Here is a 23189-nt window from a genome sequence, read left to right as displayed (position 1 = left end):
TTAATTATGATTTAGCTTGCGCCATTAAATGTTCAATATCTGCAATATTTTTAACTACATCAGCAGTTAAAACTCGCGGACCTTTTGATGTTGCGACCACATCATCTTCAATACGGATACCAATACCACGCCATTTTTTATCTACAGTTTCATCGTCTGGTGCAATGTATAGGCCTGGTTCAACGGTAACGACCATACCTTCTTCATATTGACGCCAGTCTTCACCTTTTTTGTAAGACCCGACATCATGTACATCCATTCCTAACCAATGGCCTGTACCATGCATATAAAATTGACGGTATGCTTCGGTTTCGATAAGTTCGTTAACATCACCTTTGAGTAAACCTAAAGTAACTAAGCCTTCGGTTAAAATTTTAACGGCTACTTCATGAGGCTCACGATACGAATTACCAATACGTACTGCATCAATCGCCGCATATTGAGAAGCCAATACAACTTCATATAATGCTTTTTGTTCAGCACTAAACTTACCATTGACCGGAAAAGTACGGGTAATATCTGAGGCATAGAACTCATATTCGCATGCAGCATCAATTAAGACTAAATCACCGTCTTTAAGAGGTTGGTTATTTTCAACATAGTGCAAAATGCAGGCATTAGCCCCACCACCAACAATACTGTTATAAGACGGGACACAGCCGTTTTGCCCAAATATATAATTGAGCTCGGCTTCAAGCGCATATTCCATCATACCTGGACGCACCATTTGCATCGCGCGGGTATGTGCCTGAGCACTAATTTTTGAAGCAGTTTGCATCAGCTCAAGTTCTTGTGGTGACTTGATTAAACGCATTTCATCGAGAATACGGTCGAGCTGTACCAGTTGAGCTGGAGCACCTTGATGTCGATGCTCCGCATCTGCTTTTTTAATCCACTGGCTCACTCGTGCATCAAACGCAGCATTTTGCCCAATCCGATAATAAAGGCGTTCTTTATTTAATAACTTTTCAATAATTTCTTCATCAAGCAGATCAATTGCATAGGCTTCATCTGCATCATAGTCTTCGATTGCACCGTCAATTCCAGCACGGTAACCGTTCCAGATTTCCATCTCGCGGTTACGTTCACGGCAAAAAAGACTATAGCTATAGTCAGTTACATCCTCAAAAGTTTCAATAACTGCAACTGCTTCAGGCTCAGCAAAGCCCGTCAAATAGAAAAAACTACTATCGGCACGGAATTTATAATCCGCATCACGATTACGGTACATCTCCTCACGCGTTGCAATAATTGCAATACTATTAGGACCCATTTTTTCTGCTAAACGGTCTCTACGATGTTGAAAATCAGCTTGAGGCAATTTCATAATGATCTACTTGATTTAGAATTTTAAAGTCAAAAAATAAAATACAACCAATAACACATCGCCTCAATTAGCTTGGACGATGTGGTGTGAACATTTCTACAATATTCTGATCTGTACCTAGAGCAGCAGTTTTACTTTTTGCATGAAAGTTTTTCAATAAAGAACTTTCAGCTACAGTGATTTTTTTTCTACCAATCGACAAGCTTACAGGGATCAAGCGTACAAATTCATACAATTCTTCGTAGCTGCTTTCGCCTTCCTCATCATTGTCAGAATCTTCAAATTCTACTGCAGCAACATCTTGAAGGTGTTCAATCAATTCGCGCTCATCACCACGAACATGACCCGATGCCAAACCGAAACCTAACACAACACCCGCACACCAATCAGATAGTGCTTGCACACGCTCTTGAAGTAGATGTTCATCATCTGGAAGCATTGGTAGATAATCTAATTCATCTTCAGATAAAGCATGAACCACATCTTCTGCTTCGTTAGTCAAAAGCGCTAAAGCATCTTCACTTAACTCTGGCACATTAAGGGTTGTTAAAATTTGTGACCATTCTTCACGCGTAGGCGCTTCTGTCACACAAACAATACCTGTTAACAGACCATGTAACTCACTAGGGCTTGAAATTTCTTCAATTCCTTCAAAATGAGCGTTCCAATCTGTCCAGCCTGAAATATCGTCTTGCATTCGTTTATCCAATCTCTATACTTTGTATATATTACCTTTGATTGCAATTCTGTGCGACCTCGTTATGTTAGAACAATTACAGCGGCTACAAGCGCATATTAGCGTTTTAAAAACACGCTTACATCATTTAGAGAGTGAACATGCCGCACTCTCGGAAGCTAAAGAACTGGCTGAAACAGAGCATCACGCACAAGTTGTGCAAAAAAATAGTATTATCACTAAAAAACAAGAGGAAATTGAGTCGGTAACTGAGCAACTTTCTCAGTTAAAAGGCCAATTTCAACAATTGAATCAAGATGCTAACACACTTGCCGAACGTTATAGCCGATTAGAAAAAAGTACGACTGATTTAAAAAATCGTTTTCAAGAAATTCTTGCCGAACGAAATGAATTACGTGTTACAAAAGAAAAGTTACAAGCCCACCAGCGTCAAACCCAACAAGAGCTGCATGATTTACAACAAGATCGTGACCGTTTGTTACAAAAAAATGAGCTTGCCAAATCAAAAGTTGAAGCCATTATTCAGCGTTTAGGAATTTTAGGCACTGCTCAAGATCAACACGCTCAAGAAATCCAGCAACTTGCCCATCCTAATGCTGAAACTGGTGAGGAGATCCAATCATGAGTGAACAAGTCATGGTAGAGCTTAGGCTGATTGAGCAGACTTTTAGACTCGCGACTACCTCAGATAAAAAAGATGAACTTGAACGCGCTGCACAACTTCTCAATGAGAAATTTAATGACATGCGCCGTAGTGCCCCACGTGTTGAGCACAACAAACTAGTCATTATGGTCGCTCTACAGTTAACTCAAGAAGTGCTAAGCCTTAATAAATCTTTGCAGGAATACACTCACTGTGAACGCCTACTACAAGCGATTTTAGAAGATGTGGAACAGGTTATTTAAACAAGCTTTGATTACGACAAAATGCCTTGCTCTATAAATCATAGATGCAAGGCTTTTTTTACTTTAACTATCAACTACAGTTGAATATCGTTTTATCTACTTTCAATGTACAAAGCTTCATCAAACGCAAACTAAGTTTACAGTTCCATAGGTTCAAGTGATTGCCAACATAGTTAGATCGGTTATACTTAAGCTATCTCTGGGATGTTCGCCAGCGGGTCTATTCCCCTGCCGATACTTAAACTTATGGATTGCGTTCTGTATATTTAGAGTGTATGCCTACCTTCGAGTAGGAAACCCAGCAAGTATACGTCGCGTCCACCTTGAACTCATCGGGTTCAGGGTAACGACACATGCAGCGGCATCTTCGGAGCATTTATTTAATTATAAAAACAACAACTTACAACCAATAATATCATTTTAAAAACCTATTATTTTTCACTAAATTAATCAAAAATAGGCTTATAGTAGGCTCTAGAAATACTGTGGTATATTGCTGCGTATCGTTTCGTACTTTTTAAGTCAACATGACCCAAAGATATAAACTTACAAAAACATTTATCGACAACATCCCGCTCGAAGAAACGGGAACTAAATTTTATCGTGACTCAGTTACTATCGGTTTTGGTTTAATTGCAACAAAGTCGAAAACCTATTTTGTTGAAACGAGAATGCCCGATGGCCGAAACAAAAGGAAGTCCATTGGTAAACATGGTGTTTATACTCTTGAGCAAGCACGTACAGAAGCTAAAAAAATATTGTTAATGATGCACCAAGGCATTGATCCAGTTGCTCAAAAAAGACAATTAAAGAATGATTTTAAATCCGAAAAAGAAGCAAACGAATTAATCCCAACACTTGAACAAGCTTATGAAGTCTACAAAAGTAAAAAAAAGCTAAGTGCTAATACGATTGATGCTTATGACCGATGTGCCAATGATTACTTTAAAGATTGGAAAAACATCAAAATTACTGAAATTTCTCAGAAAATGACTTTAAACAAGCATATGGATTTATCGGAGCGCAGTTTCGCGCAGGCAAATCTTGCAATGAAGTTTTTATCTGCTGTTTATAACTTCAATGCCTCAATTCTATATAACGATAATGATGAAAAAGTTATCACTGAAAAAAGCCCTGTTGGGGTTATATATAAAGAGAAGAAATGGAACAAGATAAAACGTCGTAAGGGTTATATTCGAGCAGACCAGATACATGACTGGTCTCTTGCTGTATGTACGACTTGGTGGATAGGCAACCAAAATCTAAATCATCGTGCATACACAAATCAGGACTTCTTACTTCTCTTGATACTTACTGGATTCCGCAGAGAAGAAGGTGAAACACTGGAATGGGCAAATGTTGACTTAAAATATGGAACTTTAAAAATTCAGGACCCAAAAAATCATGAAGACCTTCTCCTGCCTATGGGAGAAATGCTTTGGTATATATTGGCAGAGCGAAAAAAACTTGCTGGCAATAATAAATACGTTTTCGCTGGTGATACGCTTGATTCACATATCGTTGATAAGCGTGAAGCCCGTTATACGATAACTGAAGCAACTGGTATTGAATTTACATTTCATGACTTGCGGAGAACCTTCGGAACAATCGCAAATAGTTTAGCGATTGGTAGTTACACAATTAAAAAACTCATTAATCACATGGTTGGTGATGATGATAATGATGTAACCGATGGATATGTCCAAGTGACTTTTGATGATCTTCGTAAAGCTATGAATATGATTGAAAATGTTGTGTTATCTGACATTTCAAAAGCTTTGATCAAAAACAGAATCTACTTTGAACAAAAATCAATAAGGAATATGAGAGATAAATGGGTTGAGCATAACAATATTATTGTAGGTAGATCTTGTGAATAGTTGAGCCAGTTAAGAAGTTCTTAAATGTAAAAACACTTACTAATTAATTGAGAATTAGCAAATGAAAGATTGGGTCTATTTTTATATCGCACACACAATTAAGTATGGTGAACCTTTCTATAAAGAGTCAGGCTGGTCATTGTGTTTAAAGAATAATTTTTTAGTTTTAAGTGGGATGTACTCTTGATGAATATAAGCTTAACAAATGCCATTTCAGTTGCATTATTTTCTGCTTTAATTAGCTTCGTAGTCCAATTTTTTTTTAAATGGAACGATCGTAGATATCAAGCAAAAACTTTTGAATTGTCAATTACTGCTGAAGTAGAAGCTATTTTAAATATTATGGAGAAGAGAAATTATAGAAAAGGTTTAGAAGAAGGAATATTCTTGTTTGGATTAGGTGAAAAATTATCTAAAAATGAATTTTATACATTGGAAGTTCAAATACAAGAAAATTATTGCCCTATCTACTTCAATAACTTAGATAAAATTTCTTTAATTAGACCGAAAAAAGTGAAAGATGTTGTTAGGTTTTACTCGCTTTTAATGAGTTTAGCTCAAGATGTAAAACCAGATGGTCTATTAAATACAGGACCTTCAAGAGAAGCTTATGATGAATGTCTAAGTATTTTTGATGAGGCTATTATGATAGGTAAACGAATTATAAATTAAGTTACTCTTAAAATGTATGTCATAGTATTGATAGGCAGAATATGGAGATTCTTATGTGTGCAAACTATGAACCTATATCAAAAGACCGGGTGCACTTACTAGATCTATTCGAACCTACTTTCGAATATAAAGCGGATGTTTACCCGGGTTACGACTGCCCTCTTATTTTTTCTAAAGATGGCCATATAGAATGGCGCCAAGTAAAGTTCGGTATGATTCCACCATGGAACCATGATTTTAAGTTTTCCAAGTTCACATACAACGCTAGAACAGAAACTGTAGATAAAAAGCCAAGCTTTAGACATGCATGGGCTAAAAGCCAATTCGCGCTAATACCTGTAGAAAAAATTTATGAGCCTAAGTATGTGAATGGTAAAGCGGAAAGATGGGGAATTTATCGAGAGGATGGTTTACCTTTTACAGTAGCTGCTATTTATGATTCGACTTTGATTGATGGGCAGCAAGTAAGATCTATGTCTATGCTGACTATTAATGCAGATAATCACCCTTTCATGAGCCAGTTTCATAAACCAGAAGATGAGAAACGATCGATTATTGTAATCCCTGAAGAATACAGGGAGGATTGGTTGAACTGTAAAAAAGAAGATGCTGATCAATTTTTCTTTGAAATGCCGCTCGATGAATTTACTGCTGACTACTTCCCTAAACCCAAAAAAAGTGCAAATTAGCGCCGTTGATTTTCCGACCAAATGCACCGACTAGCGCGACAAGTAATGACTAGTCGTTATTTATCCACAACTTTTTAAATTTGAAATTCAACTGTGCTCTAGCATATCATCTTGAATACGTTACAAATTCAAGTTAGGGGATATTCTATGAGCGAAATTGCACCATCCATCATCCAGATAAAACCGTATTTACAAGGTGCTGTTTTATCTGAAGCCTTGTTAATCAAGCAAGTTGTGCCCTCAACTCACCTGCTTATCCCTTACGCTCTAGAAAAAATTTCCGCTGGCTTCCCCTCTCCTGCACAAGACTATATAGACAAAGCGCTCGATATGAACGAGCACTTAATAAAAAATGAAACCGCTACGTTTATTGTGAAAGTTGCTTCGCTATCGATGCTAAATGCTGGTATTGATATTGATGACGAACTAATTGTCGATCGTAGTCTTGACGCAAAGCACGGCGATATTGTTGTTGCTCTTATTGATAATGATTTTACAGTTAAGCGCCTAATGATCGATGAAAAAGGCCAATGGCTCAAAGCCGAAAATCCTGATTATAAAAATATTTATCTGGCAGATGGTCAGGAACTAATTATCTGGGGCGTTGTCACTCATATCATTAAAATGACAAGAAAAAGATCATGAAACATGAGAATAAAGTCTTTTTTCTCATAGATGTGAATAACATGTACGTTTCATGTGAGAGAGTCTTTGACCCAAGTTTGAATAATAAGCCTGTGATTGTTCTCAGTAATAATGATGGGTGCGCCGTAGCGCGTAGCAATGAGTCGAAATCCTTAAATATAAAGATGGGTGTGCCACTTTTCCAAATTAAAGACATTGTTCAAAATCATAACGTAATCGTACTTTCAAGCAACTATGCAATGTACGCAGAAATGTCGAGACGTTTTCATAAGATTCTGAGCTCGTACGTAACCGCAGAAGAAGTTGAACCGTACTCAATTGATGAGTGTTTTGTTGATTTCTCAGCTTATGAAAAGAACTTTGACTTAGAAAAAGTTGGTCAACAAATGCGCCAACAAATTTGGAAGTGGTTAGGATTACCAGTATGCGTAGGAATCGGCAGAAGTAAAACTGAATCAAAGATAGCTAACCATATAGCTAAAAAGAATCCCGGATTTAATAGTGTTTGCGATCTGGTATCTATGGATCCGTGCAATAAAGAATATTATTTCTCATTAGTTGAAGTATCTGAAGTTTGGGGCGTTGGTCGTAAGCACTCTAAAAAGCTTCAATCGATGGGAATTAATACGGTGCTGGATCTAGCTTGTGCTGAGCCGCGCGAAATGCAGAAAAAATTTTCGATTGTTATGGCTCGTACTATTTACGAACTGCAAGGCATCTCATGCATTGAGATCGAGCACACCCCACCCTCAAAAAAGCAAATTGTTGCAAGCCGGTCTTTCGGTGGTCGAGTAACAGAACTAACGGATCTAAAAGAAGCTATCTCGATGTATGCTCAGGATGCGTGTAAAAGACTTCGTGATGAAGAGCTGTTATGCGGATGTATGATTGCTTTTGTTCAGTCAAATCCTTTCGACTCAAATGTGCCGTTCTACAATAAATCAATCACTGGTTCATTTTCTGAGCCCACGGATTGCGCTATTGATTTTGTTAAAGCAGCAACAAGAATGTTGAACGATATCTACAAGGAAGGAATTAAATATAAGAAATGCGGCGTAGTGCTTACATGTTTAGAGCCAAAATCTGGCCATACCTATGACCTATTGACGGACTTTGAACATATAAAAAAAAAGGAATGTTTGATGAAAGCTATGGATGGTATCCATAGTAAGTTCGGAAAGAAAAAAATTAGTGTCGGACCTTGTTTTATACCAAATCGAAATTGGTCGATGTCACGAGATAAATTAAGTAGAAATCCATTTCGGTGGGATCAACTAACAATCGTTAAATAGTTAAGTATAATTCAAATACAGTAAACATAAAATTTTAATAAGCTAAAATTTCATTAATTTAATTAAAATTAAACCTTCTATTATTAACAATACTGAATTAGAATAAATTAAAAATTTTCATTAAAATTGCATGAAGACTGAGATTAAAAATTTATTGATAGATGTATGCTTTTGGATAATTTCAATATGCATAATATTCTTCTTTTTTATCCTCCTACTCTATTCCTACAATATGATTGAGGACCCTTTAAAAGAAGCTTGGACGCTATCAATAGCTCTTCTTTCGGCATTAACAACTATTGGAGCTGCGATAATTGCAGCATATCTTTTTAATGATTGGAAGATACAGCACAATAAATCAGTAGAAGTTCAAATTGCATTAAAAATGATTGATAAATTTGATATTTTTGATGAAGAGCTTACCGCCTTTTATGCCCCTATCTCATTTGCTTATGATCTTAAAGATTATAACTTATTAGAAAATGCAATAAATAATTTTAAGCAACATAAAAATAAAAAAGTAATGGATCTTCATATTAGCTTTTTAGGGGTTATGGAGATTATTACAAAATTCTCCCTATTAATAAATAATAAAGAAAATATAGAAAAAGAATTAAATATTATTAGGTCAACTTACAGAAAATTCTCAATTGCTTGTCTGAATATAAATGATACAGATATTAACTCTTGTGCTAGTAAACTTATGTTTGAATTTTCCAATTTAATTCCAATTATCAATGATATAGAGAATAAATATATAATTTTAGCCGTAAAAAAACTAAAAGCATAAATTCATAAGTTAAAACTCTCATAGGAGAACTTTCACACAAATAGCTAAAGTGACATTCTTTTTGATCGTATGAGCTGTGAACTCTAAAGACATTTTACAAAAAGCTTGGAAAGTAAAATTTAAAGAGGGATCCTGTTATACGCTAGGTCGAAACTGGTTGATGTAGAGAGATAAATTGAGTAGAAATCCGTTTAAGTGTGATGAATTACTAACTATAAAGATATAATTCAAAATTAATATCATTTAATGTTTGATTTTAATTTGTATAAAGTTATTTTATTACTTTAAATTTATAAATTTGAATATTACTTAAATAAGAACCCGAGAAGTTTTACATGAAACAATACTTAGATTCAATCAAGCTTTCTTTAGAGACCAAAAATTATTTTGGAGCAATTGCTTTATCCTTAACTTTACCTGACATCTGCGCATCAATTGAATCAGACAATAATGAAACAAATAGAGATAAGTATTGTGCATGGTTTGAAAAGTACTTAGCTGGGAGTTTTCCTCGTCCCGGTAATAAAGTTCTTTTATCAGCTCAAGAATGTTATGCAGCACGATGTTCTTTCCTACATCAAGGAACAAATATTACTCAGCATCAAAAGATTTTAAAAGGTATTGATAAAGCCGCTCCTTCTGTAAGCTTTATGACTAATACGATGATAAGCGGAATTATGCGCCATGATCAAAAAGTTATAATAGATATTAATTTTTTTTGCTTAAGTATGATAGTAGGAGTGGAGAATTGGGTTAAAGATCATAATCAGAATGAAATAGTAAAAAATAAAATTTTAGCTTTGCCTATAGTTCATGTAGGCACTTCATCCCTACCGAATGTACAAACAATAGAACCAAGATAATCATTTTTATTAAATATCAACTTAAAATCTAATAGAAGGTAAGGATTTATGAAACGTGCAATAATAACTGCCCACTATGGTAATTTCCGAAATGAAAATGGAGAAATTAGTGAACGAATTACATTAGATGATTTAATGTATTACTGCTTGTATTGGGATAAAGTGATTATTCCTGGTAATGGTCATTTTTATGGAAACATCCCATATGAGCCAGATTTTATCAACTCAGGTGCGGTTGTGCGACCAATAATAAACCGAAGTGCTTCTATGAGTAGTAGTGAAATAAATGAAGTAGCTTCTCTTGAATTAATTGATGCATATAAGGGATTTAAAGAAAATAATCCAACTTTTGATTTCATGATTCATCACAATGTATTTAATGGTTTTAGTAATTTAAAAGACGACAACTTAATAGAACAACAAGCTCTAAGAGTAGAATTAGCTAGCTTGCTTCCCTATCCATCTAATACAAATATTCAAGATTTATTAGAATTTAAAGAAAAAAGAACAGATGAACTGGGTGATCTACATCAGCACCTTACTAATTTATATTTAGATATTGCGAATACTGCACACTCACAGGATTTAAAGAAATTACAAGTTATCTCTGATTTCGAAAAATCTCTAGTTAACTTAAATAAATCCATGAATGAAAGTTTTAAGGATAAACTTTCTTTTAAAAATCTTATCTCTGATTTAAAAAGCGATTGTATTGAACTTGGTGCTGCAGCAGCAGCTGACTCTGCGTTGGCAACTTTTCCGAGCGGAACAGTTGTTGGAGGTATAACTATTGTTACCAAAAGAGTTTTAACAACCATTTTAAAAGAGCAAAAGACTGAAATACATTTAAATTACATCAAATCAAGTCTAAAAGAGGGAATTGTTAATCAGTAACTTTTCGGAAAGGAATTTCTCTTTTTTTAGAATAAATTTCAAGCTTAAAGAAATTCCATTGATCAAGTAAAACTATCAATGTTCCATATTCTAACTCTAAATGAACCCTATAAATTTTGTTAGTCAACTTAACTACTTTTGCTTTCAATTCACTATAAGTGAAGTAGTTAATATCATAAAGTTCAAATATTTTTCCTCGAATGTTTTTCAAACTAATTTTTTTTTTGGAAAATAAATACATAAATTTTACCTTAATAATCTTAGTAAACTGTGCCTTCCTTTATAAGAAGGCACAGCAAAATTAAATCCTCATAGGGAAACCCGGTTAGCAATCCAACCATAGAAAAATTGTTCTTGGCTTGGGTTACGTTCACAGATCTCAATGTAACGCTGGCCTTGCATGATATTAAGAACTCGCACAAGCACTTTCTCGCCGTCTTTTCCACGTTTGGCCAAATAGATTTTAAGAGCATTTAAGGTTGCTGGGCCATAAATTCCATCTATCGTAAGATCTGGCCAACCGCCCTTACCCTGATTATTCAATAAGTTTAGTGCACGCTGTAAAAGTGGTTTTGCAAAGCTGGTACCACAATTTACTCCTGTATCTAATAACTCCTCCGCTACTGCTGAAGAAACGGCGTTCACCTGATCAAAACGCGGAGCTGTCCAATAGTTTTTGCGATAAATAGACTTGGCGACATCAAGCGGCAAATCCTTCATGTTTCCTTTAAATCCGTTTGCTCGAGCAACTGCTTCAGTAATACCGTATTTAGTAGCACCACCTCGATCGGCCGGGTTATTTACATACCCACCTTCACGTTTAATCAATTCATCAAGATATTGTTCGATATTCATTTCATTTTCCTCTAGGCAATAAAAAACCGACCTCATTAGGGTCGGTTTAAATATTTTGTTGAATTACATTTTCCAAATATATGTACATATAATCAAAGTGATAAGAACAGCAATAAATCGCCAATCTTTCATCTCATTCATTTCCTTTAGACACCAGTTAACTAATTTGATAAAATCTTCCATATAGATATATTTTTCCTCTTACTTGTATGAGTTGGTGGAATTAAAAACCTCAGTGTTGGCGCACTGGGGTTTTTGCTTTTTTGGAATAAAGTACATTTCTTACTTCCCATAGAATTAATAGACGAACTTTACCCCCATCCGTTTTTTAATATCAGGCGGAAGGACTTCCGCTGACTTTGTTAAAAATTTATTTCTGTTAGTTGACGTATGCTTCATACTCGTTTTCCTACCCGTAAAAAAGAATTACCACCCGAAGGTGGTCGTTTCATAATATTGGTTGTCAATAGGTTTTCGTAGTAGTCAGCAGCTTGTAGTGTCAACAGGTAATTTCTCTCTTATACGTGTACATCTAAACAAAACCGTGTTTCGGCGGCATTGAATGTTTTCGATTTCATCATTACTCACCCTTCATTTCTTTTTTAAGTTCTTTAACGACTTCGATAATATTTTTGCTTTCACGCTGGTTAATAAAGTTGGCAGTAATACGAACAATGAACCAACCAGGTAAACCACAAGCAAAGAAAAAACCGCCAAGCGCTAGCACACCCCAAACATTGTTTACCCACTCATGTAGACCAAACTTCATAATAAAAAATGATCCGCCTGTGATGCTTGAAACCACTGTACAAATCAGCCCTACTGCCCACTCTTGCGGGTTCTTTGGCATACGTATCATCATCACTACAAGGGCGATAAGAGCCGTACTTAGAATGACGACAATCGCCATTCCATAAATTTTAAAAAAGGCACTTGCACCAGCAGTGCTAATAGGTTCGGCCATAATAGGCTCCTTAAATTTTGGAATAAAAAAAGCACCCGTTTGGGTGCTATGAATTAATTTAAATTAAGCTTCAGAAGTACTTTGAGTAATCTGATTTGTATAGTTCCAGACTGTGTTTTCCCATACATCACGTACAGCGACACGAATGTAATATGGGGTTGTTGGTTCTAAGCCTCCAAAAGTTGTTGTTAAATCTGTGCCAGTCCATGCTGGCGGCGTTTGTGTAGGATCAAAATTAGAAGTAATGCTGAGCCATACCGCATAATCTTTAAGGTCTGGTACTTCGCTCGGTACCCAATTCACTGTAATTGAATCCACCGTAGCAGCTGTATAAACATTTAGGAGCACTGGCGGTACCGGATTGCTAATGCTTAATTCAGCATAGGTGCTGAACTGGTCGCCGCTCTTACTGGCTACACGTATTGTATAAGCTCTGCCTATACCATCCGTTTTAGCATCTTCAATTGAATAGCTATATTCCGTATTGGTTGTATCTACTTGACGAATCATTGCACCATTCGACCAAACTTGCACACGATAGCCATCGGCACCGGTTGAGCTTTGCCATTGAACTTTAAATGTGGTACCAACAAACGGCGATTGAAGTGACAGGCCTTTAACCCCCGCAGGACGTCCACCAGACAATGTATAGCTATAAGCCGTAACCTCATCTAATGTTTGTTCTTTGCGTTCAAGGCCATTAAAGCTAGTGAATTTTAAGAAGATCTGTTTACCCACAAGATTTTCATTGTATGGGTATTCAAAGATAGCCCGATCAAGACGTACAAAAGGCTCACCAGCATTATGAATCTGGGCATCGTCAAAACGTCCACGCAGAACATCACTTAACGTATAAAGACCGGATCCGTTTAAAGTGGCCACTTGATAATTAAAATACTCGTCACCAACTTTACAAAGCGTTTGATCGGCTTGAGCATCTTGTAATGTGCCGCTGAAGATTCGACTTGCTGTATTTAGCTCTACTTGTAAAGCGGTATCATCTGCATCAATGGCCGTTACAAGTTGCCCATATCGTGCGGATCCGTAAATAGTGCCGATCATTTCATAAGTCGTATTATCAAGGCTGGCCCAAACGTTACAGCCGCCCCAATTGATTCCACCAGACACAGCAACCCATACTTGATTCTTGCCATCCGTTAGATCTAGCGGAGGCTCAAAGATAGCAGGAGCATTTACATTACCTGCTTCCTCATTCCCCCCCTGATAACCATTAGAAGCTTGTGAATCGTATTCAATGGCAGATCTTGAACCTATGGCCAACTCTTCAGCTGTGATAGTTAATTCACCGAACTCATCTTCCTCAATACGTGTAATACGTACAGGAAATTGATTTAGGCCCAAAGCTTCATCAGTAATGGTGACAATATCCATTGGCTCTAACCGGCAATACTTCCAGCCTAAGGTAAACTCATATTCGTTACGAACATAAAGCAATCGTTGTAAGCGAAGCTGTGCAGCATGACGGGCTATTTTGGGCTCACAAAAGTAATGGCTTTCGACGGGATCTTCAGTACGCAAGCCGAACATTTCAATATTTGCTTGGTCCTTGGCCTCAGTCGTTTCTGTGTTGTACTGGTTGTAGCGATTGATGTATTCAATCTGCACATGATTATAAGCATCAGTATCACGGCTACGGCGAACTCGCACAGGTTCATCATCACTAATAAAGTCATCATCAGTTAAGTGATAAACCGGTGTGAGATCCGGAGTAAAAGTAACGCCGTTCCCTGTAATTGCAGAATCGCCAAAAGAACGAATCTTTAAACCGTCTGGACTTGGTACCACAGCACAATTTACAGCCTCGACAATCTCATTGATTGTTTCATATGCTGGGCGTTGTTCTGTGAATGCGGGGCTAATTAAGAGATTTGCAGCACGGCAATAAGTACGGAACTCTTCTAAATCTGCCATATTTAAATTAGGTGCAGCGCCATGTCTAGGATGCGTAATAAAGTCTTCAATCACATCAGCCGGATTAGCATCATCAATAGATTCTGACAGAGTAATTGTGCTAATCACTTCAAAAGTGTGATTTGAAAGGCTGGCACTATTTCCCATCTCATAATTAGCACATGCTACATATCCCAAAAATGGATAGTTAATTGCCTGATCTGGATGCTTTGAAACTAACCACCCCCACGGAGGGTTATTGTTCCCATCAAACAATTCAAACTTTAGCTGATCGATTGGATCTAACGTAATAGATCCCTCCAGCTTTGATATGTACTGTTCTTTATCAACCCAAATCAAGCCGATCTTTTTAATCTGGTTCTCACATAGCCCAAGCATGAGAGATGCACTATAACTAAATGTAGTGTTACTAGTTTTAGTGCTCCCCCCTTTGCCGCCTGATTTTTCAACAGTTGTGTGAGGCGTTGCTAGAAAATCTCCATACCAAAACATATTAGCCGCTACGCGGGTTTTGCCATAAACCAAAGGCTGGCAAAGCCCATAAGCTGACTGCTGAATACGCATAGAATTAATACGGGTATCAGTAGTACTAATTGTGGTACCGCCAAATAATCCACCCATTATTTCAGCCTCTTCATACGAAAAAAGCCCGCTATACGGCGGGCTAAACTTCCTTTTGTTCCATCCTGAATAATCACTCCCTGATGGAGATAACTGTGAATGACCTGAGGCCATTCGATGACAATTGCACCATGACTAATGCACTTGCCAAATTGATATAAAACGATGTCACCCGGTTGTGGTGGTCCTTCTATCGGATCACATACACCCAAAATAAGCTCTAAATAACGCTGTCCCATCTGGTGCATGTGCCAGTCTGGTGGATATGGCCGTGGATCTAGATGATCCATGAGACCTACTTTTTCATAGACCTCACAAATCAATGTTCCGCAGTCCACTCCAACACCTTTAACGCGGCCTTGATGATGATAAGGTGTACCTAGCCAAGTTAAAGCCTCTTGAACAGCTTCAAGATTTTTCATTTTGATTAGGTTACCTTTTTAGTGGCTTTAACATTAATGAGACCGCCATTATCCATTTGCTTAATAGGCTTATCATCATCACTAACTTCAGCTCCATATAAATTGATCACACCCCGTGAAGCATTGAAGTGCGCTACGGTCGGATTATATGATTTGAAATTATGAGCATTGATAACGTTTTTATTAATATCAACACCCGCAACATTGATACTAATACGACAGTCTTCGGCAATGCAGTTGTATAATTCCATGTTTGTTGTTGCGCCACCATCCGTTGCAGTTCCTACGCAAGCAAAACCCGCCCCGTCATCGATATCCCAAAGCCCCAAACCTTGTGCTGACCTGCGAACATGAACGCCATGATGTACAGAATGCCCGCCTACAGCCGTAGCAAGACATCGATCGCCTGTGTATTCAATTAATCCACCAAAATCCACACCGCGCCAATACTCATGAAGAGACTGCCCATCATCACCCGGCTCATGTTCATAGTTGTTAAAGCCGATGTACAAACAACTTTGTCCAGACGGATTCGGACGCCCTTGGGCTGTGTGGACATGCCCACCGGAACCATCCACCCAGTTCCCCCCACTTTCGCAACTTGTACGGCAAACATGCATTGTGTTGCTATGCTCAAAACCGTTTACTCGGTTACCCCATGCCTTACAACGAGTCATTTCTACACTTGAAAAATCCCAAGTTCTAAAACCGTGAAGCCAATAAAATGATTCGATTCCAGTTAGCTTAATTTTTTGATCTTTGGTTATTGCAGAAGTGTAGAACGGGCTGAGTACTTTCTCAGGGATCCTGATATCGGCATTATTTGGATTACCAAAACCCGCGCAGCTTAAATACAAAATACCATTTTCCCAAAACCAGCTTGGCTTAGTTGCAGTTTCAATTTCAGCTACACTATTTACTTTCCAAATTCTTGTGTAATCGGCAATTCGATAGATTTTCCCCTCATGTAGACTATGGCGTTCTAAGTCTGGAATGAGAGTTGTAGCATCAGGCACACCATGATGAATTAGCCAAAATCCACTTCGATCCGTAGCCAATAATGGGCTATCAATTAGATTAACTTGCCAAATTTTTGAATAACCGGCTGTCTGTGTGAACCCTGTTACTTTTGTACCTCCTATAAGTCTAACGCGAGCATTTCGGGCTGCTTCAATTTCTAAAACTCCGATTTTTGCAGTAACTTGAGGCGCTTCAGCATAATCGCCTTCAGCCACAACAATTCGTGTGTAATACCCTGCCATTACCATCGCACGTGTGAGAGTTTTTAGAGGAGCTGTTTGCGTACCGTTGTTCGAGTCTGAACCATTCACGCCATCTACATAAATTATGGTTAAGGGAAATTGAGGATTAAAATTGACACGATTTTGATAAGAACAATAAATAAATGCGGGTTTAAACTTTGCAAGTGTTGCGTTTGCGTCTTTCATAAGCCGCACATCTACACGTGCACAGTTTTGAGGGACGACAAACTCAGTTGACAGTATGTCGTAACTGTTCACTATTCGAGAAGCAGCTGTAGAACGAGTATTAGGAATTTCTACTCCTGCAGCATCCCAAAATACTAGTGTTACATGTGTAGCATTTGTTGAATTGCTAGAAACTTCCGCACCAAAACGCACAATAGCACCAGGGGCAAATCGGCCTAAAGCTGGGATTTGGTAGAGTGACTGCCGAAGGGTACTTGTCTCTTCAAAAGTCATGATCAATTCGTTATTTTCAATCCGAGCTAGACCATCGAAAGTTTTTGAATATTGACCACTGTATAGTGGATCAGGAAATAAATTTACGGGATTTGCAAGAGGTCTAATAAACACTGCCTTTGCTGCTGAAGAAATGCAGAAGTCTTCAAATATCAAATCTCTGGCAGCTACAGCATTAATGCTAAATCCAATTTCAACAAATATAGCTGCCGGATCAAGAGCAATATTTTCTATTACTACATTTCGTTCGCTTGTAATTGCTTCAGGTCCAGCAATTAAAGTTGAATTAGTTTTTAGTGATCCACCAGTTATGTTGGTTTGCCAGAGCATGAATTGAACTGCTTGCACCGCAGCACCAGCACTAGCTCCTACACTCTTTAATCGAATATAAGCCGAGATAGCACTAGTATCTTTAAAATGAGCCGCGCTAAAACGCCAGCGAACATCTGTTGTAGTATTTGCTGCCCCAGTAACTTTAATAGCTTTAGGGGTAATCCGGTTAACGGCAGTGCGCCCTGCTTGGTTTGTGATTCTTGAAAAATCGATTCCTTTGATTTCATCAAGAGTAAAGATGTTTTGAGACAGCCCCAAACGCTCACGAGAATCTGTGTAATCGAGAGATTGATTAAGTGAACTACTCAATTGATCTGTAGAAGCTGTATTTTCGAGAAACTGTTTTAAAGCGGTTTTAAAACCTTCTTCTGTCACAGCTGCCCCGATTAAATCATTAACATTCGGTAAAGCCATTTTATAGCCCCATAAAAAACCCCGCTCTATGCGGGGTTTTGGTTAAAGATGAATATGTTTAAACAGAAGTTTCAGGAACCGGTACAAAAGGTGCACCACGGAACCGAGCACGGTTATTAAATCTATTAGTACAGGTATCGAGACGTTTATCACAGCCTGAATACACGCGAATAGCTTCACCGATTTCAGGCATTTCAAGTAGCGGCAAGGTTAAGAGTAAAGCACCCGATTCATGTAATCGTACAGTTCGCTTAATCCCAATATTTACCCCTTCCAAAAACTCTAATACGCCTTGGGTAAACCACCCCTGAGGCTGGCTTAAATTGCATAGGATCCGGTTAGGAGTACTGTTTGGACCAATGTTTGTATTAACAGCGAAATCAGCACTAAGTAAGCCACATGCACTATCAAAAAGAGTATTTAAGCATCCTGGTGTATACAAGTTTCTTGGCATTTGAAGTTTTAAATTATCAACATCAGAAACCACACTTGCATTGATTTCATATCGATCAAGCTCAGGCTCAACGATACGACCTTCAAATAAAACCAAGGTGCCGGCACTAGTATCAGTTGGTGTATACATATCCATAAAGATACGTTCCAGCTTAAACCGTGCGCCGTCCAATATGCCGTTATGAAAGGCTTGAGCTACTGGCACATCACCAAATTTTGTACTTTCATTTGTCTCAATTGTGATAGATAAATTATCTACCTCAATGCCTAAAGATAGGCTAGTACCTTCTCGGCTGATGATTGGTCCATCAGCACGAAATTCTTTACCCTGAACAGTCAAATTAACGTCATAGCTTGTATAACGATACTCAATACCCTGTATGGTCGTAATGGTGTACAAATCGGCCATGATGAACTGATCAGCATCTAACAAGGCGATAAGTTGAGGTGATGCTTGTCTCATATCTTTGTTCCTAAGGATCCGATTAACTCAACTTTTCCAGCCTTCCAAAGCTTGTGCATAAAGTTAACGTATTGTTGAGTGTCATCTTTAAAGCGGCAGCGATAAAAATAAGTACCCTTAATATTTAGTTCGATACCGGCTTCAATCGGTTGAGAAAGAATGTATTTACCATCTGCGGTAACTTGTGCGGTTGCTGTATTCCACATCCGTTTAGCTGTATTGGTATTCCACATAGATTTAGCAGGTGCTTGATTCCACATATTAGGATCTATGGCCTGTACAATTTTTTCCTCTGTATTCCCAAGAGGCAAAGGCGTGTCATACATCATCTTGTAGAGCTGGTATGAGGTAGTTGAGCCATCACCAATAAATGTACAGTCAAACTGGTTATCGTCTGGCATCTTATAAAGAAATGAATCAAATGCGCCTCGGCGTTCTAAATAAAAGCCTTGGAGTTGCTGCAATTCTTTTCTCCCCTTATTTTCACGTAAGAAAGCGTAAGACAACGAGATTTCATATTTGGGAGTAGACTGAAAGCTTGCACGTAGCTCTCGGCCATTAATTGATGTCATGATCTTGGTATTGAACGTGGGGGTAATTGATGTATCCCATTCAAGACCGGGTAACTCTGGAAATAAAACGTTAGACACTTATACCCCCTTATTTACCATTCTTACCGAATCCACGAGCGTAACTATTCAAACCATTAGCAACCGCACGGCCATTTTTCTTTAACAAGCGCTCAATACTTTTTGCATCAATTGCACTGATATTAATGGTCGCTCCAGCTCCATCACCTTCAGCAGCTGCAGCTGCTCCAAAACTTGCACCACTACGCATAGCTTTACCCATTTCACGAATAGTATTTGCATGTTGAGAAGGTAAAACCATTTCGTCTTCATGCAGCTGGGTAACTGGATTCACACCTGATGGAATGTCGTAACCGCCTCGAGCAGATTTGATCTTGCCAGCTAAACCAGCAACTAAACCGAACGCAGCAGCACCGGCACCCACGGCGAGAACTGGACCGATGTAAGGAATAGAAACCATGGCTTTAAATGCACCCGCCATTGCTTCCCAAGCTGACATCATGATGCCTTTGACAGCTTCAGCAGCTTTTAATCCTAAACGAGCTAAACCACCTGAGGCAGTTACACCAGTTCTTGTTGCTTCACCAGCGATCGTTGCCCCCGTTTGAGCCGCTTGGCCGGAAGCTTCTGCCGCCGTTTCAGCACCAACAAAACCAAGTTTTCGAGCTAACTTAATCGCTTGGATTCTTAGCCAGCCCTGTAGCTCTTTAGTTGCCGACTGCAAGGCAAATGCACCCATATCAGCCAGCACTGCTTTAGTTGCGTTGCTCCAAGTCAAGGTACCATTCATAAGTGACTGAATGCCCTGTTCCCAAAGATTGGAAAGTCTAGAAGTAAAGCCACCAAACTTAGCCTCAAAGTCTTTCATTTCGGCATCACTAATTAAGCCCATAGACTTAGTGTCAGCAACTTTCTGATCTGTCTCTAAATCGGAAATATTGTTTGTGATTTGGTTTTGATTACCTTGCTTACCAGTAACGCCAGTTTGCTCGTTCTCAAGTGCCAGACGCTCTAAAAGACCTTGCCGCTTAATTTCACGTAATTGATCTTCGAGCTGCTTCTCTAATTGAACTTTACGAACATTTGAAATTTTCTTGGCATCATATTCTGCTTGGATCCGTGCCGCCTCAATTTCATAAAGGCGCTGTGCTTGCTGTTGATAATTGTCTATCTGTTCTTCACGAGCTTTTTTGTATTCCTCAAACTCTTTTAAACGGATAGCAATGATCTTGTCTGAGGCATCCTTTTCGGCTTTGACTTTGGCAGCGACTTTTTCAGCTTCAGACATTTTAGATTTTTCAATCTCATCTAATGCCTTTTGTAGATCTAAAGCGACTTTCTTTTCTTCGGATGCATATTTATACCGAATATCAGCCAGCGCTTTAGCTGCCTGCTCAGCCTGTCGTTGACGCTCTTTAGCCTCTTGCTCAGCTTTAGATTTTGCAGATGATTTAGACCCTCCTTTATCATCCTTAACACCTGTACCAATGCCCTTATTTGTACTTGGAGGTGGAGCGCCAATTCCAAGTTTTGGAACACTTGGTGTTTCAATTGATTTTGCCGGATCTTTATACACATAGCTGGTAATCTTCTGATTGCCCGCCGTTGTAACATCAAGAATCCGTTTACCTGCGGTGACAAGTGAGTTAGCTGCGGTGGTTGCGCCAGTATTCCAAGAGTTTTTAAGGTCGTTCATTCGACCTTTCATTTGATTGGTATATCGATCAGTAATCCCACCTAATTGAGATAATCCACCCTCCCATGCAGCTTTCGCACCTGAGAAATTGAAGTGAAGAATATTATTAACGACACTACCGAAAGTTTGAAATTTAACCTGAAGAACATCTAAACCGAATTGAATGGTATTGCGCACCATGTCAAAGCCAGCCATGAGGCCATTAAAGGCAATGATCAGGGCTTGGCATACCGTCACCACAACGGCGCGAATAATTGCAAATGCTGTTTGAACTCCAACTTGAAATCCAGTTACAACCACCCCAAGCGCACGTAAAGCTACTGAAATAGCATCCATAAAGCTTATCTGAGTATTTGCATCATCACCAATGTTTCCCGTCAAATCATTCCAGATTCCTGCAATAGTAGTGAACTGCTCACTGAGAATAGAAAAGAGGCTTTCAAAAATACCAATAATTGATTTAATTGAGTCATCAATAGCATCTTTAGAATCTACTGCAAATGTTAAAAATTGATTTGCTAACTCAGTTAATGACGGTGCTGCTTGGGCTGCAATACGTGTAAGCACTCCTTGTAATGTTGTTTGTATCGTTTCAAGAGCAGAGTTAAATTCTTTAGTCGCAGCAATTGCATCTTCACTCATGATTACGCCTAAATCATGCGCCTGTCTTGCATATTCTTTTAATTTTTGTCCGTTGTTATCCAGTAATGGCGCTAATAAAGTCGCATCATTCGCAATTGCTTCCATGTAGAAGGTCATTTCAGCTTGCGAAACATTAGCTTTTTGCAAAGTCTGGTAATACTTTTCAAGGATCTGCGGACCTGATAAACCCTGAAACTCTTTTGCAGTAACATTAACTTTTGGGGCAATCTTTTCAAAGAAGTCGGCCATTTCACCGCCGCCTGTTTGCATAAAATCACCAAACTTATCGTTTACATCCTTCATGATGTCCGAAAGTTTATCTTGCTCAACATTTACCTTTTTTGCCGCAAATGCCCACTCTTGAAATTCAGTGGTATTTGCATTTGCTAACCTTGATTGAATTTCTAATTCTTTAGATGCTTTACCAACTGCAGAAACTAAATCTGGTATTGCCGCCACAGCCTCAGCTGCACTTCTCGCTATTTCTTGACCTATCCCTAAAAAGAAACCGCCTTTAACTAAGGATAAACCACTAGTAAGGGAGCTTTTTATATCGTTCCCTACAGTTTTAAATCTGTCAGATAAACCTGTCGCAAAACCATTTAACTCTGATCTTAGATTTGATAGATCAAGTTTAAAATCAATATTATTTCCCGTACTTTCAATTTTCTTAGAAGCATCCGAAACAATTTTTTCAGCATCTTGCATTCCTTCCTTTAACTCGGAAGTTTTTGCACCGATATGCACCTCGACACGGTTATTATTTGCCATACACACCTCATAGGCATAAAAAAACCTTGCCGATGCAAGGTAAATTAAAAGAAATAAAAAAAACCCCGTAATTACGGCGTTTTCCTTGAAGACTACTTATTGAATTACGACTAAATCAGATATTCCACAACTTGAAGATGCAGCTTGTGAGTGGATGAATCCCATATTGAATTCTTTAACTGTTTTAGTTTGTCCAGCTTTTACAATTTCATAAATTACACGGCTGTTGCTATCGATTTTTGTCTTACTATTTGAATAGTGCTCACACTCTACTGTTATATCCTTAATGTCATACTTGCTGTTATTTTTGATTTTAAAATCAACTAACATGACACTATCAAATCCACCTTTTGACCAATCATAATCAAGTACAGTGTTTTTAAGAGCATCTTCTTTAGGCGACAATTCCCTAGTGCTATTTGATGAGGAAGATCCCTCACCACCACCCGCAATAACGCCAATAATAAAAAGAATGACAAAGCCTAATAAAATCCATTTTAAAATTGAGCGTTTTTTAACTTTAGCCCCACAACTTGGACAATTTTTAGCTTGAGTGCTAACTTGTGCCCCACACTCTTTGCAATTAGTTAAAGCCACAGATTTATCCTTATAAAGTTTTAATTAACAAACTTTAACCAACGCTTACAAATAATGCAA

At 38.2% G+C, this 23189-nt stretch carries 22 protein-coding genes and 1 other RNA gene; 11 read left to right on the top strand and 12 right to left on the bottom strand.

What is annotated here, in order from left to right; translation table 11 throughout:
* Positions 1–4 precede the first annotated feature (4 nt).
* Positions 5–1327, bottom strand: coding sequence for a Xaa-Pro aminopeptidase (pepP, locus tag JGE69_RS01235; RefSeq protein ID WP_174723498.1), 1323 nt, complete (start codon positions 1325–1327; stop codon positions 5–7).
* A gap of 67 nt (positions 1328–1394) precedes the next feature.
* Complete coding sequence (locus JGE69_RS01230; protein ID WP_174723500.1) at positions 1395–2024, bottom strand: UPF0149 family protein; 630 nt, start codon at positions 2022–2024, stop codon at positions 1395–1397.
* Between the two features lie 64 nt (positions 2025–2088).
* Between JGE69_RS01230 and JGE69_RS01225 the strand changes: the two genes are divergently transcribed.
* From JGE69_RS01225 to JGE69_RS01175, 11 genes are all read left to right on the top strand, one after another.
* Positions 2089–2649 (top strand): hypothetical protein, encoded by a 561-nt coding sequence (locus JGE69_RS01225; RefSeq protein ID WP_174723502.1) that lies wholly within the window; start codon positions 2089–2091, stop codon positions 2647–2649.
* Positions 2646–2930, top strand: a complete 285-nt coding sequence (locus JGE69_RS01220; protein ID WP_002117766.1) for a cell division protein ZapA — start codon at positions 2646–2648, stop codon at positions 2928–2930. Before JGE69_RS01225 ends, JGE69_RS01220 begins: the two co-directional genes overlap by 4 nt.
* A gap of 193 nt (positions 2931–3123) precedes the next feature.
* Positions 3124–3308: non-coding RNA, 6S RNA (gene ssrS, locus JGE69_RS01215), on the top strand.
* Positions 3309–3457: 149 nt separating this feature from the next.
* Entirely contained in the window at positions 3458–4810 is a 1353-nt protein-coding gene (locus JGE69_RS01210; protein ID WP_199111947.1) for a tyrosine-type recombinase/integrase, read from the top strand.
* 186 nt (positions 4811–4996) lie between these two features.
* Entirely contained in the window at positions 4997–5482 is a 486-nt protein-coding gene (locus JGE69_RS01205; protein WP_199111945.1) for a hypothetical protein, read from the top strand.
* A 53-nt stretch (positions 5483–5535) separates the two neighbouring features.
* The gene (locus JGE69_RS01200) at positions 5536–6171 is read left to right on the top strand and encodes an SOS response-associated peptidase (RefSeq protein ID WP_199111943.1); all 636 of its coding nucleotides are present in this window, start codon (positions 5536–5538) and stop codon (positions 6169–6171) included.
* 147 nt (positions 6172–6318) lie between these two features.
* Positions 6319–6816 (top strand): LexA family protein, encoded by a 498-nt coding sequence (locus tag JGE69_RS01195; protein ID WP_199111941.1) that lies wholly within the window; start codon positions 6319–6321, stop codon positions 6814–6816.
* The gene (locus JGE69_RS01190; protein ID WP_199111940.1) at positions 6813–8108 is read left to right on the top strand and encodes a Y-family DNA polymerase; all 1296 of its coding nucleotides are present in this window, start codon (positions 6813–6815) and stop codon (positions 8106–8108) included. Before JGE69_RS01195 ends, JGE69_RS01190 begins: the two co-directional genes overlap by 4 nt.
* Before the next feature lie 232 nt (positions 8109–8340).
* Positions 8341–8898 (top strand): hypothetical protein, encoded by a 558-nt coding sequence (locus JGE69_RS17985; protein WP_227602347.1) that lies wholly within the window; start codon positions 8341–8343, stop codon positions 8896–8898.
* Positions 8899–9233: 335 nt separating this feature from the next.
* Positions 9234–9761, top strand: a complete 528-nt coding sequence (locus tag JGE69_RS01180; RefSeq protein WP_199111939.1) for a hypothetical protein — start codon at positions 9234–9236, stop codon at positions 9759–9761.
* A 48-nt stretch (positions 9762–9809) separates the two neighbouring features.
* Positions 9810–10655, top strand: a complete 846-nt coding sequence (locus JGE69_RS01175) for a DUF6236 family protein (RefSeq protein ID WP_199111938.1) — start codon at positions 9810–9812, stop codon at positions 10653–10655.
* On the opposite strand, the gene JGE69_RS01170 is transcribed toward JGE69_RS01175, so the two are convergent.
* The 10 genes from JGE69_RS01170 to JGE69_RS01125 all read right to left on the bottom strand — a co-directional run bounded on the left by JGE69_RS01170 (position 10645) and on the right by JGE69_RS01125 (position 23129).
* A complete protein-coding gene (locus JGE69_RS01170; RefSeq protein WP_199111937.1) occupies positions 10645–10896 on the bottom strand; it encodes a hypothetical protein in 252 nt (83 codons plus the stop codon). The two genes, JGE69_RS01175 and JGE69_RS01170, sit on opposite strands and share 11 nt — an antisense overlap.
* 68 nt (positions 10897–10964) lie before the next feature.
* Positions 10965–11510 (bottom strand): glycoside hydrolase family 108 protein, encoded by a 546-nt coding sequence (locus JGE69_RS01165; RefSeq protein WP_199111936.1) that lies wholly within the window; start codon positions 11508–11510, stop codon positions 10965–10967.
* Positions 11511–12090: 580 nt separating this feature from the next.
* On the bottom strand, positions 12091–12474 hold the full coding sequence (locus tag JGE69_RS01160; RefSeq protein WP_199111935.1) for a hypothetical protein: 384 nt from the start codon (positions 12472–12474) through the stop codon (positions 12091–12093).
* A gap of 63 nt (positions 12475–12537) precedes the next feature.
* A complete protein-coding gene (locus tag JGE69_RS01155; RefSeq protein ID WP_199111934.1) occupies positions 12538–15027 on the bottom strand; it encodes a phage tail protein in 2490 nt (829 codons plus the stop codon).
* The gene (locus tag JGE69_RS01150) at positions 15027–15449 is read right to left on the bottom strand and encodes a C40 family peptidase (RefSeq protein ID WP_098729269.1); all 423 of its coding nucleotides are present in this window, start codon (positions 15447–15449) and stop codon (positions 15027–15029) included. Before JGE69_RS01150 ends, JGE69_RS01155 begins: the two co-directional genes overlap by 1 nt.
* Before the next feature lie 5 nt (positions 15450–15454).
* On the bottom strand, positions 15455–17917 hold the full coding sequence (locus JGE69_RS01145) for a DUF1565 domain-containing protein (RefSeq protein ID WP_199111933.1): 2463 nt from the start codon (positions 17915–17917) through the stop codon (positions 15455–15457).
* A 58-nt stretch (positions 17918–17975) separates the two neighbouring features.
* A complete protein-coding gene (locus JGE69_RS01140; RefSeq protein ID WP_199111931.1) occupies positions 17976–18833 on the bottom strand; it encodes a DUF2163 domain-containing protein in 858 nt (285 codons plus the stop codon).
* The gene (locus JGE69_RS01135) at positions 18830–19483 is read right to left on the bottom strand and encodes a DUF2460 domain-containing protein (protein ID WP_199111929.1); all 654 of its coding nucleotides are present in this window, start codon (positions 19481–19483) and stop codon (positions 18830–18832) included. Before JGE69_RS01135 ends, JGE69_RS01140 begins: the two co-directional genes overlap by 4 nt.
* Positions 19484–19493: 10 nt before the next feature.
* Complete coding sequence (locus tag JGE69_RS01130) at positions 19494–22532, bottom strand: phage tail protein (RefSeq protein ID WP_199111927.1); 3039 nt, start codon at positions 22530–22532, stop codon at positions 19494–19496.
* Between the two features lie 96 nt (positions 22533–22628).
* Positions 22629–23129, bottom strand: a complete 501-nt coding sequence (locus JGE69_RS01125) for a zinc ribbon domain-containing protein (RefSeq protein WP_130121512.1) — start codon at positions 23127–23129, stop codon at positions 22629–22631.
* Between the last annotated feature and the right edge of the window lie 60 nt (positions 23130–23189).

Origin of the sequence: Acinetobacter sp. C13 (assembly GCF_016809775.1) — a bacterium.
GTDB lineage: Bacteria > Pseudomonadota > Gammaproteobacteria > Pseudomonadales > Moraxellaceae > Acinetobacter > Acinetobacter pittii.
Note: the sequence above shows the minus strand (reverse complement) of the source record. Positions and strands in the feature narration are given on the sequence as shown.